This is a genomic window from Curvivirga aplysinae (assembly GCF_009711445.1).
GTDB lineage: Bacteria > Pseudomonadota > Alphaproteobacteria > UBA8366 > Aestuariispiraceae > Curvivirga > Curvivirga aplysinae.
In genome coordinates, this window is record NZ_SMMC01000173.1 from 1 (window position 1) to 19,466 (window position 19,466).

General features: G+C 42.0%; 20 protein-coding genes. 12 read left to right on the forward strand and 8 right to left on the reverse strand.

Translation table 11 applies throughout. The annotated features are described in order from the left end of the window. The 4 genes from E1160_RS08360 to E1160_RS08375 all read left to right on the forward strand — a co-directional run. On the forward strand, nucleotides 1-895 hold an 895-nt coding region (locus E1160_RS08360), incomplete at its 5' end, for a helix-turn-helix domain-containing protein (protein ID WP_218048790.1). Between the two features lie 75 nt (nucleotides 896-970). Continuing rightward, nucleotides 971-1,300 (forward strand): peptidylprolyl isomerase, encoded by a 330-nt coding sequence (locus E1160_RS08365; protein ID WP_328597141.1) that lies wholly within the window; start codon nucleotides 971-973, stop codon nucleotides 1,298-1,300. A 146-nt stretch (nucleotides 1,301-1,446) separates the two neighbouring features. Further along, nucleotides 1,447-1,848, forward strand: coding sequence for a hypothetical protein (locus tag E1160_RS08370; RefSeq protein WP_155154694.1), 402 nt, complete (start codon nucleotides 1,447-1,449; stop codon nucleotides 1,846-1,848). Further along, on the forward strand, nucleotides 1,838-2,176 hold the full coding sequence (locus tag E1160_RS08375) for a hypothetical protein (RefSeq protein WP_155154695.1): 339 nt from the start codon (nucleotides 1,838-1,840) through the stop codon (nucleotides 2,174-2,176). Before E1160_RS08370 ends, E1160_RS08375 begins: the two co-directional genes overlap by 11 nt. A 4-nt stretch (nucleotides 2,177-2,180) precedes the next feature. On the opposite strand, the gene E1160_RS08380 is transcribed toward E1160_RS08375, so the two are convergent. Further along, nucleotides 2,181-2,606, reverse strand: coding sequence for a DUF983 domain-containing protein (locus E1160_RS08380; RefSeq protein WP_218048791.1), 426 nt, complete (start codon nucleotides 2,604-2,606; stop codon nucleotides 2,181-2,183). Between the two features lie 250 nt (nucleotides 2,607-2,856). Between E1160_RS08380 and E1160_RS08385 the strand changes: the two genes are divergently transcribed. The 8 genes from E1160_RS08385 to parC all read left to right on the forward strand — a co-directional run bounded on the left by E1160_RS08385 (nucleotide 2,857) and on the right by parC (nucleotide 11,775). Further along, nucleotides 2,857-3,750 carry a DMT family transporter gene (locus tag E1160_RS08385; protein ID WP_155154697.1) on the forward strand — a complete coding sequence of 298 codons (894 nt, stop codon included), beginning with the start codon at nucleotides 2,857-2,859 and terminating at the stop codon, nucleotides 3,748-3,750. Between the two features lie 126 nt (nucleotides 3,751-3,876). After that, nucleotides 3,877-4,371, forward strand: coding sequence for an Lrp/AsnC family transcriptional regulator (locus tag E1160_RS08390; protein WP_155154698.1), 495 nt, complete (start codon nucleotides 3,877-3,879; stop codon nucleotides 4,369-4,371). 164 nt (nucleotides 4,372-4,535) lie between these two features. Then, on the forward strand, nucleotides 4,536-5,678 hold the full coding sequence (locus E1160_RS08395) for a glycine cleavage T C-terminal barrel domain-containing protein (RefSeq protein ID WP_155154699.1): 1,143 nt from the start codon (nucleotides 4,536-4,538) through the stop codon (nucleotides 5,676-5,678). Nucleotides 5,679-5,687: 9 nt separating this feature from the next. Next, complete coding sequence (locus E1160_RS08400; RefSeq protein ID WP_155154700.1) at nucleotides 5,688-6,134, forward strand: OsmC family protein; 447 nt, start codon at nucleotides 5,688-5,690, stop codon at nucleotides 6,132-6,134. Nucleotides 6,135-6,156: 22 nt separating this feature from the next. Further along, nucleotides 6,157-6,969: an enoyl-CoA hydratase gene (locus tag E1160_RS08405; protein ID WP_155154701.1), complete on the forward strand. Its 813-nt coding sequence runs from the start codon at nucleotides 6,157-6,159 to the stop codon at nucleotides 6,967-6,969. 4 nt (nucleotides 6,970-6,973) lie between these two features. After that, on the forward strand, nucleotides 6,974-8,599 hold the full coding sequence (locus E1160_RS08410; RefSeq protein ID WP_155154702.1) for an acyl-CoA synthetase: 1,626 nt from the start codon (nucleotides 6,974-6,976) through the stop codon (nucleotides 8,597-8,599). Between the two features lie 116 nt (nucleotides 8,600-8,715). After that, the gene (gene recO, locus E1160_RS08415; protein WP_155154703.1) at nucleotides 8,716-9,444 is read left to right on the forward strand and encodes a DNA repair protein RecO; all 729 of its coding nucleotides are present in this window, start codon (nucleotides 8,716-8,718) and stop codon (nucleotides 9,442-9,444) included. A 102-nt stretch (nucleotides 9,445-9,546) separates the two neighbouring features. Beyond that, a complete protein-coding gene (gene parC / locus E1160_RS08420; RefSeq protein ID WP_155154704.1) occupies nucleotides 9,547-11,775 on the forward strand; it encodes a DNA topoisomerase IV subunit A in 2,229 nt (742 codons plus the stop codon). A gap of 36 nt (nucleotides 11,776-11,811) precedes the next feature. Here the strand turns inward: parC and E1160_RS08425 are convergent, their stop codons facing one another. The 7 genes from E1160_RS08425 to metC all read right to left on the reverse strand — a co-directional run bounded on the left by E1160_RS08425 (nucleotide 11,812) and on the right by metC (nucleotide 19,412). Next, complete coding sequence (locus E1160_RS08425; protein ID WP_155154705.1) at nucleotides 11,812-12,648, reverse strand: DUF1217 domain-containing protein; 837 nt, start codon at nucleotides 12,646-12,648, stop codon at nucleotides 11,812-11,814. A gap of 127 nt (nucleotides 12,649-12,775) precedes the next feature. Next, complete coding sequence (locus E1160_RS08430; protein ID WP_155154706.1) at nucleotides 12,776-14,248, reverse strand: AMP nucleosidase; 1,473 nt, start codon at nucleotides 14,246-14,248, stop codon at nucleotides 12,776-12,778. A 117-nt stretch (nucleotides 14,249-14,365) separates the two neighbouring features. Then, complete coding sequence (locus tag E1160_RS08435) at nucleotides 14,366-15,622, reverse strand: adenylate/guanylate cyclase domain-containing protein (protein ID WP_155154707.1); 1,257 nt, start codon at nucleotides 15,620-15,622, stop codon at nucleotides 14,366-14,368. Between the two features lie 95 nt (nucleotides 15,623-15,717). After that, on the reverse strand, nucleotides 15,718-16,767 hold the full coding sequence (gene modC, locus E1160_RS08440) for a molybdenum ABC transporter ATP-binding protein (RefSeq protein ID WP_155154708.1): 1,050 nt from the start codon (nucleotides 16,765-16,767) through the stop codon (nucleotides 15,718-15,720). Between the two features lies 1 nt (nucleotide 16,768). Further along, complete coding sequence (gene modB, locus E1160_RS08445) at nucleotides 16,769-17,464, reverse strand: molybdate ABC transporter permease subunit (RefSeq protein WP_155154709.1); 696 nt, start codon at nucleotides 17,462-17,464, stop codon at nucleotides 16,769-16,771. A 14-nt stretch (nucleotides 17,465-17,478) separates the two neighbouring features. Further along, entirely contained in the window at nucleotides 17,479-18,231 is a 753-nt protein-coding gene (gene modA / locus E1160_RS08450) for a molybdate ABC transporter substrate-binding protein (RefSeq protein WP_218048792.1), read from the reverse strand. Nucleotides 18,232-18,233: 2 nt separating this feature from the next. After that, on the reverse strand, nucleotides 18,234-19,412 hold the full coding sequence (metC, locus tag E1160_RS08455) for a cystathionine beta-lyase (protein ID WP_155154711.1): 1,179 nt from the start codon (nucleotides 19,410-19,412) through the stop codon (nucleotides 18,234-18,236). Between the last annotated feature and the right edge of the window lie 54 nt (nucleotides 19,413-19,466).

The window sequence follows — 19,466 nt, forward strand, 5'->3', positions numbered from 1 at the left end:
TACTAAGGTAAAATTTGTTGTGAATATAAAGCATTCTATAGATTATTCAGCGGACAAACGGGATGTTGCCCAAGTTTTCAGGGATCGTATGTCGATGTTGATTGCCCAACGAGGCTTCAATTTGAGCCAGTTCTCTAAGTCAATTGGTATTGATCGATCTGCATTAAGTCAGTTTTTAGCTCAAGATTCTACGCGTTTACCCAGAGCCGAAACATTATGTGCAATTGCAATTGCCTGCGGAGTTTCACTTGACTGGTTGATGGGACTTATTGCTGCGGATGGACTTGATGGAGATATTGTTCCTACAACGGAGGCGCTTCATCTTAGTGGTGCCGAAGCCCAAGAAAAAATTGCAGAATGGCACCGTGAAGCGGTTGGGTATAAAATTCGATATGTGCCATGTACGATTCCGGATATTTTGCGCATAGAAGATGTGAGTGAGTTTGAATTTCGCGCCCATAGTCTTGATTTTCGTGAAGCTCAAGACCACGAGGCCAGACAGTTATTGTCAGGCACTCCGCGATTGGAAACCGATGTAGAGGTTTGTATTCCTAAACAAACGTTGGAATTATTTGCGCATGGGGAAGGAATATGGAAGGGGTTAGATGCCTCTATTCGCCTTAAACAATTGGAATCTATGATTAAGCAGTTAGATGAATTTTATCCGACCTTCCGCATGTTTATTTATGATCAACAAGATATTTATTCTTCCCCTTATACATTATTTGGACCTTTAAGGGCCGCGGTCTATTTAGGGAATATGTATCTGGTTGTGAATTCTGTGGATCATATCAAGGCAATCAGTCAGCATTTTGATCGATTGATCCGTGCAGCGATTGTGCCATCTGATCGTATTGATAGCTATATTCAGGACTTACTGGAGAACATAAATTAATTGGTAAAAATATGGAACAGGAGTTGTTTGAGCCTGCATTTATGATAGGGTGCGCCTCAGTTTAAATCTGAACATATTAAGGATAATAAGATGCAAGTTGCTGCTTCCCATATTTTATTGATGTATGCTGGTTCCATGCGTTCCACAGCTTCTCGTTCTCAAGACGAAGCAATCACATTGATCAACGATCTAAAAACACGTATCGAAGGTGGCGAAGAATTCGCTGCTTTGGCACAAGAGTTCTCCGATTGTCCATCTGGTCAATCTGGTGGTTCCTTGGGAACATTTGGTCGTGGTCAGATGGTTCCGGAATTCGAAGAAGCAGCGTTTAATATGGAAGTAGGCGGTCTAAGTGATGTTGTTGAAACAGCTTTTGGCTATCACTTGATCCAACGCACTGCATAAGATTTTCTAAATCTTTGTATGAAAGGGCAACCACTTTTGGTTGCCCTTTTTGTTTAATGACTCTTAAAACGATTTTTGCTATACTTGTATCAGGCAGAAAGCCTGAGAGAGAAAATTGAGAGAGACGCCAGAAGGCGTAAATTATTATGGTTAGCAAAATATCCGGCGAGATAACGGCAGGACAACGGCAGCAGTTGCAACGTTTCTTGGACCGTTATGGGGAACAAAAGCAAAGTTCCAATTTTAATGTTAAATCCGATTCCACATATGCTACGAACGGCCTGACTAATCTTAGTGAGGTGCTGAATACTTATAGTGTTAATTCGCAAAATAGTAGCTTTTCCCTGGCAAATATTGAGAATACTGCCTATGGCAAACATCTTGATGCGATCTTTAATCCTGCGCCTTTAGTGGATTCCGAAGTTGATGGCGTGAAGGTTAAAGTCGCTGCTGAAGAATGGGAAAAAGATGTAGAAGTAAAATTATCCGATCTGGCTGAACGGATGATGAAACTTGGCATCAATGTGGAGGGGAGTGATGACACATAGTTCATCTTTAGGGCTTATGTCTGAAGGTGAAAGATTGGCGTTAGAACTTTATCTTGTAAAAAATTCCATTCCACTTTCTGCAGGTAGGCCTTATGTGGTTCACGCATGGACGATTACGGTTGGCGATTATTGGCCGTTAAACTTCAGTGTTCTTTATGAAATTACAAAACGTAATTATCGTAAAGCGTTGGAGGAACGTGCTAATTGTCTGGAGATTGACGTAACTGATACTTATACAGATCGATATGGCTGGAACGAAAACAGCTGGAGTTTTCCGCTCAAAATAGAGCTATCTCCAGCTGCTCAAAAAATTATGAGGACGTCGTAACGTCTTAATGTTGTTCGTCACCACGCATGCGCAATGCCCACATCAAACCAAGGCAAGCGCCTTTGATTGGTGGTAACATTACGAGTGTTGCAACAACAATGATTGGTAAGAAAATAGATAAGCTCACCCATAAAGGTGGCGCGATATTACGTTCTACATCAATAATGAATGGCGCAAGTAAATGTCCAAGGATCAAAATTGTTGCCCAAGGTGCAAAATCATCTGTACGAATATGACCTAGTTCTTCATCACATTTACCGCAACGATCTACAATTTTAAGATATTTACGATAAATTTTACCTTCACCACAGCATGGGCAGCGCATCATAACGCCACGTTTCATCGCTTGTTTTTTAGAACGCTCCGGTAGTTCTTCGATCTCATCATCGTCCAAAACACGATTTTCAAAATCACTGCTATATTCTTGCATCCCGCATTTCCTTCCCGCGTTTTTATGCATTCAAATTGCGAAATATTTTAATTCTATATGTAACGTCAGAGGTTATATATATTTTTTTAGTATGTTGAAATACTTAAAACCATAATTTTTCATATGTATAGAGCTAATTTAGGAATAACTGTTGAGATAATTTGTTCCTTGCTTGTTTTTTGAACTCATGGTCTTACAGAAAAAAAACGTAAAATTATAATAGCAAGCTGAAATAATGCGGGGGTGGTAGATGGTTTTTGCAATTGTTATGTCTTTGGCAGCTGCGTCATGTTGGGCGGTAGGTAGTCTGGTATCTGTCTATCCTGCGACTGCTTTGGGCGCGCCAGCCTTTACCCGCTATCGGATGATCTTTGTCTCTATTATGTTATTTGCAGCCGGTAGCATTATGGGCGTTTGGGAAAGTTTAAGCCAAACTTATATGATTGAACTGATTATAAGTGGATTAATCGGCATCTTCCTTGGCGATACAGCTTTATTTGCAACAATGCGTAGAATGGGCCCGCGCCGTACAGCGATTCTTTTTGCCATGAATGCACCCATTACAACAGTCTTAGGATTAGCAATTTTAGGTGAAGAATTAACACTTCCAATTTTCTTTGGATGTGCCGCAGTGATGGCAGGTGTCGTTTTGGCGATTATCTTTGGTAAAAAGAAATCCCAACAACATCATTGGGAAGAGGTCAAAGGAAGCCTGGCAATTGGTATTGCGTTCGGTATCTGGGCAGCCACATGTCAGGCGGTTGGTATTATTATTTCGAAGCCTGTCATGGATTCTGGGGTTGATCCGGTGGCAGCGTCGGCAATTCGTGTCGCGGTTTCGGCTTTGGCATTATCACTGATGTTACTTACCCCAATGAAACAATTTAGAGCGCAAACACCTTTCTCCAAAAAACTAGCAGGATATGTATTGCTGAGCGGTACATTGGGAATGGGGCTAGGCATGACATTCTTAATGGTGGCACTACAACATGGTGATAGTGGTGTGGTTGCGACACTTGCAGCAACATCGCCCGTATTGATGTTACCTTTGATTTGGATAAAGACAAAAGAATTCCCAAGTATGGCGGCGTGGGGTGGCGCTTTGCTGGTTGTCGCTGGTACGGGGTTGATCTTAAATGGGTAGCCATATCCTAGTTGCTATCTAAGGCTTATACTTTAATTTGCTATTTCATTGTCGACTTTCTGGGCATATATGTTCCAAGATTCGGAAATTCAATAATATTGATTTAACAGAGGGAGGTATAGGGCTATGAAAAAAACAGCTTTCGATGCTGCTGATATACGTATCCTCAGTGCGATTCAGCAATATGGCGTGTTGAGTAAGTCAAAATTAGCTGAACTTGTGAATCTGTCTCCGACTGCCTGCTGGGGAAGGTTAAACAATCTTAGGAAGGCGGGGCTGATAAAGGGCTATCACGCTGATATCGCTGTTGAACAAATTGCTGAAATCTCAAAAATTATTGTGACAATTTCTCTTGCAAATCATCGTAAGTCTGATTTTGATTTGTTTGAAGGTTATATTCAAAAACTGGATGAAATTGTTGATTGTGTCGCCACAGGCGGTGGTATGGATTATGTCATGACGGTAGTTTCCGTTAATCTGCAAGCTTTTCAGGAATTGATGGAAGAGTTGTTGATGGCTGAATTAGGGATCGAGCGATATATGACATATATCGTGACACGAGAGATAAAATCCGTCCCACCTAATTTGAATAAGTTGATCACGCCAAGACTAACGAAGTAATCAATTTGGTAATTGGTTGGACTAAAGTTAAGTTTCAGCTAATAAATTTAGACCAATTGGTCTGATCTTGCTTCAATATTGGTCCGTCCCGTCATCTAAAAACTGTTATAAACTTTCTGAAATTCCTTAGGAGCATAAGTTCTTACATTCAGAAAGTTTTAAAGATGACACAATCAGAAGATTTTGGTTTTGGTACACAAATTCGTAAGTCACCATATTTTGATGCAACGGTTCGTTGGGGGGCTAAAGCATTTTCGGTTTATAATCATATGTATATACCGCGCGAGTTTGGTGATCCTGAACAAAATTTCTGGAATTTGGTCAATGATGCAATCTTGTGTGATGTTGCCGTTGAAAGACAGGTTGAAATTACTGGGCCTGATGCAGCTCAGTTTGTACAATTATTGACACCGCGTGATCTGTCCAAACTTGCTGAGGGACAATGTAAATACATCCTAATCACAAATGCCGAAGGTGGCATTTTAAATGATCCAATTTTATTGCGACTTGGGGAGAACCGTTTTTGGATTTCTCTTGCTGACAGTGATATCTTATTTTGGGCGCAAGGAGTTGCAGTCCATTCTGGTCTTGATGTGACAATTTGTGAACCGGATGTTTCTCCCTTGCAACTTCAAGGACCTAAATCCGGTGAAATTATGAAGGCTTTATTTGGAGAAAGTATTTCCGAGCTTAAATATTACTGGCTGAAAGAGGTAGAACTAAACGGCATACCTTTGATTGTATCGCGTACAGGATGGTCTAGCGAGTTGGGATATGAGCTTTACCTCCAAGATGGGTCCAAAGGCAATGAGCTTTGGGAAAAAATCATGGATGTAGGAAGCAAGTTTAATTTGCAACCCGGTCATACATCTTCGATTCGCCGTATTGAAGGGGGAATGCTTTCTTATCATGCGGATATGGATATTCATACCAATCCTTTTGAATTAGGTCTCGATCGTTTAGTTAATTTGGACATTGAATCCAATTTTATTGGTAAAGAGGCTTTAAAAAAAATACAGGCAGAGGGAATAGCAAGAAGGCAAGTTGGTCTTGAGCTTGAATGTGAGCCATTGAAAGGACCCAATACCACATTTTGGGAAATTACCAAGAATGGTAAAGGAATCGGAAAAGTAACTTCCGCAGTTTATTCTCCTCGATTAGAAAAAAATATTGCTCTAGCGATGGTGTGTTCTGACCATTCAAGTATTGGTGATTTGGTGAATGTATCTACGTCATCAGGGATGATCTCAGCTACGATTGTTGAGAAACCATTTTTTGATCCAAAGAAAAAGACCGCAACAGCCTAAGGAAATAAGATGTCAGAACTTTCAATAGAAATTGAATGGGAACGAAATGAGCCGACTTTGACTGCTCAATCCTCAAAAGAACATAAGGTTGTGTATAATAGTGACTTTGAATTGATCGCGGATGCTGCATCGGATTGGGGAGGAGATCCGAATAACACGAACCCTGAACAAGCATTGGCTGCTGCTTTGTCCAGCTGCCATATGATGACATTTTTAGCTTTATCGGCCAAAGCAAGATGGCCTGTGGCAAGTTATCGTGATAAGGCAATCGCTTATCTTGGTAAAAATTCAAAAGGTCAGATGACTGTGACTCAAATTGACCTTCATCCTATTGTCAGGTTTGATAGTGGATATACCGTTTCTTCGGACGCGTTAGCCGAGATGCAGCAGCGTGCCCATCGATATTGCTTTATCGCAAATACGCTTGCTGAAAGTGTTAAAGTAAACATTCTGTAATCTTGTTAAAGGGAAGTATCTTATGGTCAAAACCTATGATGATACTGGTATTTTGTTATCTTCTTTAGATGGCAATGGTGTGTTGCAGTTAACATTGAACGATGCAAAACGTCGTAATGTGTTATCGGAAGAAATGTTAGAAAGATTAACAAATGCCTTTCAGGAGGCTTCTTCAAACCAAGCGGTTCGTGTGGTCGTTTTACAAGCAAATGGACCTGCCTTTAGTGCCGGACATGATTTAAAGGAAATGACAGCGGCACGTGAGCATGTAGATCAAGGACGCGCCAATTTTTCACAGATTTTGCAAAAATGTTCTGCGATGATGCAAAGTATCGTAAATTGCGATAAGCCCGTGATCGCAAAAGTATCAGGGATCGCGACTGCTGCGGGGTGCCAATTAGTTGCGAGTTGTGATTTGGCAATCGCAGATGATACAGCGGGTTTTAGCACGCCTGGTGTTCATATTGGATTATTTTGTTCGACGCCAATGGTAGCGCTTTCAAGAAATGTTAGTAACAAACATGCGATGGAAATGCTACTGACAGGTGATGTTATATCGGCTTCCCGTGCAGAGGAAATTGGCCTTGTTAATTCAGTGGCGTCACGTGAAGAAATAGATGATGTGGTTATGGGGCTGGCAACTAAGATTGCATCAAAATCCAGTTTAACATTGTCGATTGGAAAACGTGCTTTTTATCAACAAAATGAAATGCCTCTTTCGGATGCCTATCACTATGCAGCTGAAGTCATGACCGAAAATATGATGGCATATGATGCAAAAGAAGGAATTGACGCATTCCTTGCGAAGAGAGAACCAGACTGGCAGGATAAATAACATTATGACCAATCCGTATAATATTGGCCTTGATCGTAACCAAGCTAATTATCAACCATTAACACCACTGACTTTTCTTGAGCGTGCTGCGAATGTATTTCCAGATCATGTTGCGATTATCCATGGGAAAATGCGCTTTACTTATGCAGACTTTTATACACGTTCGCGCCAATTGGCCTCCGCCTTAACAAAACATGGAATTAAGCGCGGTGATACAGTATCAGCCCTTCTTGCGAATACGTCTGCAATGTTAGAATGCCATTATGGTGTGCCAATGTCAGGCGCTGTTCTCCACTCTATCAATACGCGTCTTGATGCATCCATTATTGCTTTTCAATTGGATCATGCGAAAGCAGAAATTGTGATCGTTGATGGTGAATTTATGCCTTTGATGCAAGAGGCGTTAGCGTTGGCGAAGGTATCTCCTATAGTGGTCGAATACCTAGATCCAGAATTTATGGATGTGAATGCAACGGTAGGCATATTGGAATATGAAAAATTCCTTCAACTAGGTGATAAGGAATTTGAATGGTTGATGCCCGAGGATGAATGGGATGCGATTTCTATTAATTATACTTCGGGCACTACAGGGGATCCAAAAGGTGTGGTTTCCCATCACCGTGGCGCATATTTATTAGCCCAAGGAAATGCGCTCACGACATCCATGTCTAAACATGCGGTATATTTATGGACCTTGCCCATGTTCCATTGTAATGGCTGGTGTTTTCCATGGACACTTTCAGCGATTATTGGGACACATATATGTTTAAGGCAGGTAAGGGCGGAGCCAATTTGGCAGGCATTGTCAGAACATAAGGTAACCCATTTATGTGGGGCACCTATTGTGATGTCGCTTATTATTGATGCATCAAAGGCGATTAAAAAGGAATTGAGCCATCAAGTTCAATTTTTTACAGCGGCAGCCCCGCCACCGCAGAAATTATTAGAAAATATGAAATTGGCTGGTTTTGAGGTAACTCATCTCTATGGTTTGACCGAAACATATGGGCCTGCAGTTGTGAATGACTGGCATCAAGATTGGGATAACCTTTCAATAGAAGAACAAGCAGCTTTGAAGGCACGCCAAGGTGTACGATATCTGCCATTAGAAGGGTTAGATGTATTAAACCCAGATACAATGCAACCTGTACCACGAGACGGTAGAACAATAGGTGAAGTGATGTTTCGTGGGAATGTAGTGATGAAAGGTTATTTTAAGAATCCTGATGCTACTGAAAAAGCCTTCGCTGGTGGGTGGTTTCACTCCGGTGACTTAGGAGTCGTATACAATAACGGGTATATTCAGCTAAAGGATAGATCAAAGGATATTATTATATCTGGTGGAGAAAACATTTCTTCTATTGAGGTTGAGGATACCCTGTATCAGCATCCAGCAGTTTCAGTAGTCGCTGTTGTCGCGAAACCTCATGACAAATGGGGGGAAACACCTTGTGCATTTATAGAGCTTGCTGAAGGCTATCAATTGGAAGCAGAGGAACTTCGCGCTTGGTGTCGCGAAAGGTTAGCCCATTTTAAAGTGCCCACTTCATTTGAATTCAGATCAATCCCTCGAACTTCGACGGGAAAAATACAAAAATTCTTGTTGAGAAGTTATGCAGAGAATCTTTGATTTTTAAGAATAGGATGCACATTGAAATTTCTCACTGATGTATGCGATGTTTTTATGATCTTCAAATGGATAAGAGTTGCTGGAAATATCACGCTGAATCGCTTAGATAATCTCATATGGAATGGAAAGATGAAGCAATCGTCCTTGGGACAAGAAAACATGGTGAGAATTCGGTAATTCTCAGCCTATTTACACGTGAACGTGGGCGCCATTCCGGCCTTGTGCGAGGGGCATTTTCAAAGAAAAATCGCGGAGCACTTCAGGCGGGCAACAAGTTATCTGTTGTTTGGCGTGGACGTTTGGAAGAACATCTTGGTAATTTTCAAGTCGAACTACTTGAAAGTAATGCGGCTCATCTCATTACTGATCCGGGGAAATTGGCGGCGCTCTCAACCGCATGTGTTATGGTAGAATTTGGCTTCCCTGAACGAGAGCCTCATCCAGAATTATTTGATACTTTAGCGTCTCTGGCTGTGGCTCTTGATCACGATAACTGGCCCTTAATTTATGTGAAATGGGAAGTTGCCCTTTTATCAGAGCTTGGATTTGGATTGAATTTTTCCGAATGTGCAGCAACAGGGCAGTTGGATGATCTTCATTTTGTCTCGCCAAAATCAGGGCGCGCTGTAAGCCGTGAGGCGGGGCAACCGTATAAAGATAAATTATTACCATTACCTCAATTCTTAATCGGGAAAGGGGAAATGGATGATGTTTCTTATCATCAAGCGTTGCGACTCACGTGGTATTTCTTTGATCGGCATATGTTTGCAGTACGCAATAAAGAGATGCCTGACACTCGTCAAAGGTTGCTGAAAATCGCATGTGAAATGTTATCCACAGAATAATTTCTGATTCACACATGAATCTATAGGGTAGATGTTGACGTTCACTTGGCGGCCTCTATACAATATCTGGTATTCATCAATAAATAGGATAAGTGGAATTCTATGTCTGAAGAAACGACTGCAGCAGCAGAAATTCGTGTAACCCCATTGGCAGATGCATTGAGTGAGCGATATCTCGCTTATGCTATGTCTACTATTACCTCGCGTTCTCTGCCGGATGTACGTGATGGATTAAAGCCGGTACATCGTCGCCTGCTTCATGCCATGCGTGAACTTAAATTGAATCCCGAATCAGGCTTTAAGAAATGTGCACGTATTGTCGGGGATGTGATGGGTAAATATCACCCACATGGTGATGCCGCAATTTATGATGCGATGGTTCGTTTAGCGCAGGAATTTGCAGTACGCTATCCGCTTGTTGATGGTCAAGGTAACTTCGGTAACGTTGACGGGGATAATGCTGCTGCGATGCGTTATACAGAAGCGCGTATGACTGCAGTTGCACAAGCGTTGTTACAAGGCATTGATGAAGATGCCGTTGACTTCCGTTCCACATATGATGGTGAAGGCTCCGAGCCTGTTGTGTTACCTGCCGCCTTCCCAAATCTTTTAGCCAATGGTGCAACAGGTATTGCTGTTGGTATGGCGACCAGTATTCCACCACATAACGTTGCAGAATTATGTGAAGCTTTATTGCATTTAATCAAATTCCCAAATGCGGGTTTTGATAAATTAATTGATATGGTGAAGGGGCCTGATTTCCCAACTGGTGGTGTTTTGTGTGAATCCCGTGAAACCATTCAGGAAGCTTACGCAACAGGTAAAGGTAGTTTCCGGGTTCGTGCAAAATATGAAGTTGAAAAACTAAAAGCTGGCACATGGCAATTGGTTGTTACGGAAATTCCGTATCAAGTTCAAAAAGCGAAATTGATCGAGAAAGTTGCTGAATTGATTAACAGCAAGAAAATCGCGATCCTTGATGATATTCGCGATGAATCTGCGGAAGATATCCGTATTGTGCTGGAACCGAAATCTCGTAATGTAGAACCAGATATGTTGATGGAATCATTATACCGTCAAACAGATCTGGAAAGCCGCGTTTCACTAAACTTGAATGTTTTGGCCGAGAACGGAAAGGTCCCGAAGGTTATGAACCTTCGTGAAGCTTTACAAGCCTTCCTTGATCACCGTCATGATGTTTTGATCCGCCGTTCCACATTCCGTAAAGAGCAAATTGAGCGTCGCTTGGAAATCCTTGAAGGATATTTGATCTGTTATCTGAATTTGGATGAAGTGATCCGTATCATCCGCGAAGAAGATGAAGCTAAAAAAGAGCTGATCAAAGCCTTTAATCTAACTGAGCTTCAAGCTGAATCCATTTTGAATATGCGTTTGCGCAGCTTGCGTAAATTGGAAGAAATGGAAATTCGCAATGAGCATGAAAAACTCACAACTGAATTGAATGGTTTAAAAGAGTTGTTAGCGGACGAGAGTCTTCGTTGGAAATCTGTTTCTGCTGAAATTTCTGAAATCCGTAAGACATATGGTGAGAAAACCGAACTTGGTATGCGTCGCACAGATATTGGAGATGCGCCAAGCGCTGTTGTTGTGCCACTTGATGCCTTGATCGAAAAAGAACCAATTACCATTGTATGTTCACAAAAAGGGTGGGTGCGTGGCATGAAAGGCCATCTCACCGATTTTAGTGATATTAAGTATAAAGAAGGTGATGGGCCACGTTTTGCGATCCATGCGCAAACAACTGACAAGCTGTTGGTTTTCGCGACAAATGGACGTTTCTACACCTTGGGCGCAGATAAGTTACCAGGTGGTCGGGGCCATGGAGAGCCGTTACGTTTGATGGTTGATCTTGGTAACGAGGACGACATCGTTCAATTACTGATCTACAACGAAAACCGTAAGCTTCTTGTTGCAAGTGATGATGGTCGTGGTTTTGTTGTGAATGAAAAAGATGTGATTGCGCAAACTCGTAATGGTAAGCAGGTTTTAAATGTTGGTGGTAATGTTGAAGCCAAACTTTGTGTGCCTGTGCATGGGGATCATGTAGCTGTGATCGGACAAAACCGTAAGCTTCTGGTCTTCCCTGTGGCTGACATGCCGGAAATGGGGCGCGGTAAAGGGGTGATCCTTCAGAAATATAAAGACGGTGGGATTGCTGATCTTAAAGTCTTTAAGATGGAAGATGGTTTGACTTGGGCATCGGGTGAGAGAACCCGCATCGTGACTGATCTAACAGAATGGTTTGGTAAACGTGCGCAAGCGGGTCGCATGCCACCACCGGGATTCCCTAGAAATAATAAATTCACTTAAAATAAAAGGTGGGAATTAATCCCGCCTTTTTTATATTTATGAAAGTAAATTAAAAATTGCGCCTGTCCCGGAATTTCCGCCATATAGAATAGACATGGCATTTGGTTTCTGGATGGGAGCTGCAATGTCGGTATTGTCTAGGTATTTTGTGGCTAAGTCTCTTACGTAGCCTGCATCTTGAAAATCGTCATAATTGAGTTTGGCATCAAGAGCGGCTTGTTGCTCAGCGATAGGGCGGGATTTCATGCTATCTGGGATTTTAAGAGCACCATAAACAACATCGCGAATACGGGCGCTTGCAAGAATATCCATGCCACTCTCAATTGTAAGAGATTGACGTTCAAAATAAAAAGCATTACCCGCAGCGGGATTAGATGTGGCGGCCTTTTCCTCAAATTCGATAGAAACCAAAATATCTTTAATTGATTGTTGGTATTCCGGGTCTTGCAGGAATGCTAAACCATCACTGGATTTTGATAGATCTTGTGCAAGTTTAATAAGGCCGCGATCACTACTTTGTAAGACTGCTGATCCGGGTTTTTCGGGATCGGATGCGGCAACATCTGCAAAGCGATCTGCATTTGCGGAAAGAATTTTTATTTCATATACGTCAGTTAGTGCTTTGTGAATTGTTGGGTCTGCCAAAGCTTCTTCCAATGTTTTTGCATTCGCAGCGGCTGTTTTAAAAGCCTCCATCTTACGGTCGATGCCATGGCGGTTTTCAAGTTCCTGACGTTCCTCCATCTGCTTTGCAGCCATAGAAGTATGCGTCGCTTTTGCCGGAACAACCGGCTTATTTTGCATTGCGCCAAATAGAGGATTGGAGGAACCATTTGAAAGCAAAATAGCTAATGAAGGGCTTTGGATATCCATTTTATCTTCCCATACGTAAAATTACTATGAAAAGATAAGCAAGAGTTATACCAAGATTGTAAGGAAATTTTTGCCTCAACAAAAAAGGGTAATTCGATACTTCAAATTACCCTTTTTAGGTTGTTGTTTATCTAAATGGTGGTTCGTCGAAACTTCGCAATTTCCGTGAGTGTAACGCCTCATGGGTGACACCGTCGCGCATATCATCAAGGGCCTGTAAGCAAATCTCCAGATGCTGGCTGACACGTTCTGCATAAAAAGCATTCGCCATACCCGGTAATTTGATTTCACCATGTAAGGGTTTGTCCGAAACACATAACAATGTCCCATAGGGCACCCGTAAGCGGAAACCATTTGCGGAAATCGTAGCAGATTCCATATCAACCGCGATCGCACGAGATTGGTTAAAGAAAGTCGCCAATTCATCGTAGCGTAATTCCCAGTTTCGATCATCAGTCGAAACCACAGTACCTGTACGAACATGTTGCTTCATTGCTGTACCTGATAAATCGGTAACCTGATTAACGGCGTTTGTAAGAGCTACTTGAACTTCTGCAATTGCCGGAACGGGGACTTCTAACGGCAAGTCGTTATCCAATACATGATCCAACCGCGCATAAGCATGGGCAAGGACATAATCACCCAATTGTTGCGTTTGTCTCAGCCCACCACAATGCCCTACCATGATCCAACAATGGGGACGTAAAACCGCTATATGGTCCGTGATTGTTTTTGCGTTTGAAGGGCCTACACCAATATTCACAAGTGTGACGCCCATATGACCATCTTTGATTAAGTGATAGGCTGGCATCTGTGGCATTTTGGTTGCAACTTCACCATAGGATTCTTCATCCAAGAGGTTTGGATTGTTGGTGACACAATTTCCCGGTTGTACGAAGGCACGGAATGTATTGCCTTCTGTGACTTCCTTCATACCATATTCAATAAATTCATCTACATAACGCTGATAGTTGGTAAATAACACAAAGCGTTGAAAGTGATGTGGTGACGTACCGGAATAATGGGCAAGGCGTGATAAAGAATAGTCCACTCGTTCTGCGCCGAATAGAGAAAGCGGAAAGGGTTTACCTTCTTCTGCTCGGAACGTCCCATTTGGAATATCATCATCAATTTTTGCTAGATCAGGCATGTGGAATTTTTCCAGCATCTTTGGGATTTGTTCCTGACGTAGATCCGCTGTTAAACTTTCAAGTGCGAAGGTTAGGGGAATTTGCCGATCTGAAATTCCAACCCAAACAGGCCCACCATGGTTTTGAATAAGTAAGGCAATTTGTTCTTGTAGATAGCTTCTAAACAGTTGTGGATTGGTTATTGTCGTCCCAAAAGAGCCTGTATTTGGCACAGTGCCATAGGCAAGGGCAGATTTCTCTTTATTCGCTAAACTTGGAATATTGATCCATAAATAGGGATAACGCGCATCTGCACGTTCTAGGTCTTCTTCCCCTGCAACAAAGCGATCAAAATGCTTTTGCAGAAGCTGTTTTCCATCTTCGTAAATTTCGACAAGACGATCCACTGCTTTGACGGGATCGTCAAATGCGCAGGGATTGTCCATAAAGTTTTCCGGTTTATGTTCCATAAATATAATCTTTCTTTTTATTATTGTTATGATGTTAATATAAAAAGGAAATCCGCCTATAGACAATAGGCGGATCACATTAAATTTCTATGAAACAGTTTCAACGAAAAGTGGAAACTAACGCGCAACGGCGCAAATCTCTTGTTTTTCACCAATTCCCTTAAGGTTAAAGAAACCTAGGGATTCAATAGGTTTAGATAATTTTTCTGCAAACTCACGCGACATTAAACGACGACGACCTAATTCCTTCGTCTTGCTTTCAAGTCGTGCAGTTCGATTCACAGCTGGGCCCATAACAGTGAAATCAAGTCGATCAGGTGCGCCGACATTTCCGTAAGTTACAGTGCCTTCATGCAGGCCAACGCCAAAGTTGAAAACTGGTTTGCCTTCTTCTTTTCGACGCATATTGATTTCTTCCAGTTCTTTGTAAGCCATTTCAGATGCACTAAATGCACCTTCTGACGCACCATACAAACATCCGGTAGAGGAATTTTCCGCAGTGAATACAATTAACATGGCATCACCAATGAAACGCAAAACCTCTCCGCCATATTTTGTGACGGAATTGTAGACTAACTCAAAATACTCATTAAGAAGCTCTAACAAGTCTTCTGGTGGTAAAGTCTCAGTTAATAATGTGAAGTCACGTAAGTCAGAAAACCAAAGAGCCGCTTGAATTTCTTCACCTTGCCCGCGTTTGATTTGACCATCTAAAACACGTTGACCTGTTCTTTTACCTACATACGTGTCTAGCAAGGCAATAGCTAATCGAAGTGTCGCTAGCAACTCGACTTTTGCTTGGATATGTTGGGCCATGCGTTTTAGTTTCTGTACGTCACAGTCCGTAAAGCCACCCTTACGATTAGTGCTAATAAACAAATTATGTACGTCACCAGTACTAGTTAGCATTGGCAAGGCCAGATAGTCTGTTGCGCCCGTATCTGCGACATCTTGAATAGCCTCATGTTCTTTTGAGATATCAATGTCTTCAATCTTGAAGCGTACAGGTTTTCCTGTAGTCATTAATGTATCGGCAGGACTTCCTATGAAGGCGGCAGAATCTTTAAATCCATGTCCAACTTGCATTGTTTCAATTTCAGATTTGGTACTTTCCCAGATAAAGGATAGCGCTGCTACCTGTGGGTGAATTGTTCTAAATGAGAGTCGAATTCTATCTATTGGCGCTCCTGCATTTTGCAGTTGATTACATAGGCTTTTTAGAAAAAGTGCCGGATCGGTAAATCGTGAATCTTTTGAAATTAGCCAGTCTACCACATGTGCCAATGACCACCCTTCGCAGCCGCCAAGGACCAGTAGCGCTTGGTGTTCGAGGGAGATCTCATCAAACTGTTCAGTATCTTCTATGTCAAGCATGGCAATATTCCTTTGCTAATAGCATAGCGCAGACAAAAGAGTAGGGGAATGAATTAGTTGTATTTAAATTTACAGAAAAGGTTCAGACCTTAAAACTAATTCTCAAGTGTGACCGATTTCACAAGACAGAATATAGGCTTGTTCTTTTCAATTCCAAGGCTTTGGATGGATTTTCTTGTGAGATGAATAATCATAACTTCTGTTCCACATGTGACATGAACATAGCTATGTGTTTGATTTACATCGGTAATATAATTTACGGTAGCTGGTAATCTGATAAGCGTTGAAATCCCAGTAGGAATTGATGTTGCTAATGTAATATCACGCGCCCGTATTCGGAGGCGAATAAATGATCCTACCTCATCTTTTATGAGCGGGACGGGAATGATACCACCTGAAAATTCAAGGTTTGTTAAACCAAATTCATGATCGTGACTTTTTACGACCACGTTTAATAAGTTACCTGCATCAAACCCATCTAACTGGTCGGCATATTTTGGGTTGGTCATCATGTCTTGTGGAGAACCAGACCCCAAAATCTTGCCATTATTTATCAATATGAGTTTATCGGACAGTTGACATACTTCATCGAAGGAATGGCTAACATAAAGGATAGGGCATTTAAAATCAGTTGCGATACGTCGCAATAAGGGCATGATTTCTTTCTTCAGCTTGTTATCAAGCGAAGAAAGCGGCTCATCCATCAACAACATTTCTGCATTGGAAAGCAACGCACGTGCAATAGCAACGCGTTGACCTTCACCACCAGATAGTTTGGATGGCTTTCGATTAAGTAAGTGCCTAATATCTAAAAGATCTATAACTTCATTGCGATTGGGTGTATTTGATCGTGCAGGATGTGATCCATAAGATAAGTTTTGTTTAACGGTCATATGGGGAAATAAACAGTTATCTTGAAATACATATCCAAATCTACGCGCTTCTGTAGGTCGCTTCGTAATATCCAGATTATTTAGAATGATCTTTGACGATTCAGATCTATCTAAACCCGCGATGACGTTGAGTATAGTAGATTTGCCGGAGCCCGAAGGACCGAAAAGGGTCGTGATACCTTCTTGAACACATTTAAAACTAGCATCAATTTCAATGCTTTGACGCGCAGATTTAATCATAACGTCTAACATCTCATGACTTTCCTAATTGTTGGCGAGCTTTGCGCGCCATGATTTCCGAAGCAATGATCGCTAGCAAGGCTAGCACAGCAGAAATGATCGCTAACCGATATGCACTTGCTTCTCCATCTGGTACTTGTGTCATTGTATAAAGGGCCAGTGGAAGAGTTTGTGTCTTGCCGGGAATGTTTGAGACGAAAGTGATCGTTGCACCAAACTCACCCAAACTACGTGCAAAGCCCAAGATCGTCGCACCAGCAATCCCAGATATGGAAAGAGGAATAGTGATAGTAAAGAAGGTTTTTAAACTGGAACTGCCTAAACTGCGCGCCGCTTTCTCCAGCTTCGTTGGTACATTTTCAATTGCTAACTGGATAGATCGAACCATCAGTGGTAGGGCCATCACAGCAGCTGCGAGTGCAGCTCCCTTCCAATTGAAGGCAAAACTGATCCCAAATAGATCATATAGCCAACTACCAATATAACCTTGTTTTCCAAATGCAGTGAGTAGAAATAAACCTATGACGACAGGAGGCATCACTAATGGTAGATGAACAATTCCAAGCAAGAGATTACGACCTTTAAATTGGCATCGTGCGAAAAGCCATGCCAAGATTAGTGCAAGGGGTAAGGTTAAAAGCGTCGCAATCAAGGCGATCTTTAAACTTAAGCCAAGTGCGGCCAATTCAAATTCAGAAAGTCCAAACATTTTGCAAGTATTGCTTAATTTTTAAGGGGTTGAAAGCCAAATTTCTTCCAGATTGTTATTGCATCAGTATCGGATAAATTATCAAAAAGGGAAGTTGCTTTGGCATTAATCTGGTTGTCCTGTTTAAGCAGAAGGGCTTGATAAAGAATAGGTTCATGGCTGTTTTTGGGTAAAATATCAACCAGATGTATATTTTGAGCATTCAATGCATCACTTTTGTATACGATCCCATAATCAGCAGCACCAGACTGAACCAGATAGAGAGCCGCGCGTACATTTGAACTTGGTGCCAGTTTATTTGTTAACTCTTTCCAGAGGTTAAGATATTCCAGACTTTGTTTTGCATAGATACCAGCTGGGGTATGGGTGGGATCGCCAATTGCTACAAAGAAGTCATTTTCGTTTTGAAAGAGCTTCTTAATGGTTTGTGTCTGTGGTTGGTAACTGACGACAGCTAAACTGTTACTTAAGAAAGTTTTCTCATTTACGATAATGTCTGATGTAGTGGTTTTGAGCCAATCGGCCCATTTAATGTTTGCTGAAATAAAGATATCAGCTGGGGCACCTGACGCAATTTGCCGTGCAAGGGCGCCACTACTGGCAAATGAAAATTGAGGTTTGATTTTTTTGCTTTGTGCAATTTCATCTAACGCAGCTGTGAGGCTTGCGGCTGCAAAAACAGTAGGGGGTGTTTCTGCTTTAGCCACAGAAATACCCCCGATGAAAGAAGCGATAACAGCGATGATTTTGCTGTTGAATAGTGTCATCATTAAGCCTGTTTTAATCGTTCAAAGCCAGCCTCTAGATCAGCAATAAGATCATCTACATCTTCTAGGCCGATATGAATACGCATGGTCTGACCTTCTACTTCCCAATTCGTCGCAGTGCGAATTGGACGCGGGTCAACTGGAATAAGCAAACTTTCAAATCCGCCCCAACTAAAGCCCATACCGAAATAATTCATATGATCCATCATATTCGCCAAGGCTTCTGTGGATGGCTGTTCCATAATAAATCCGAATAGACCAGATGCGCCTGTGAAATCACGTTTCCAGATCTCATGACCTGGATCTTCGGGCAGCGCAGGATGCAGGACTTGTTTGACCTCTGGACGGGACTTTAACCATTTCGCAACCTTGATGCCATTTTCCTGATGTTGGCGTAAACGCGTTCCCATACTGCGCATGCCACGAGCAGCAAGATACACATCGTCAGGGCCAACACTATTACCTAGCAAATAGGCTGCTTCATCGACTCTTTTATATGTAGCTTCGTTACAGGCAATTGTGCCCATTAATGCGTCGGAATGACCAACAATATATTTAGTTGCCGCTTGCACAGACATATCGGCACCATGCTCAAGTGGTTTAAAGAAATATCCGCCTGCCCATGTGTTATCGACAATGGTGATAACATTATGTTTTTTTGCCTCTTTAATTATGGCAGGGATGTCTTGCATTTCAAATGTCCAACTTCCCGGGGCTTCCATGAAGATAACTTTTGTCGTGTTGCGGATGAGGGAAGAAATTTCAGAGCCAATTGCAGGATCGTAATATTCTACTTCTACACCGAAACGGCTAAGGAATTTGGACATAAAGTTGCGGCTGGGGCCGTAGACACTATCGGTCATCAAAACGTGTGATCCAGCTTCGGTAACAGAAAGAACAGCGGTGGTCACAGCCGACAACCCACAAGAGGTTAGAACCGTACCATGGGCACGTTCAAGTTCAGTAACGGCATCAGCAAAAGCAAAAGTAGTCGGTGTACCGCGACGGCCATAGAAAACATCTGTATGAGCCGCAGGGTTGTTATAGACCTCAAGAGTTGGGAACAAGATCGTGGAAGCATGATAAACGGGCGGATTAACAATACCTTTATTTTCAAAAGGCTTACGTCCTGCATGGGTTAAAACTGTATCATCATGTCTGTTCTTTGTGTTGCTAGCCATTTCCGAACCCTTTACCTTAACAATCAATTGTTTCATTCACTAAAATCGTGATAG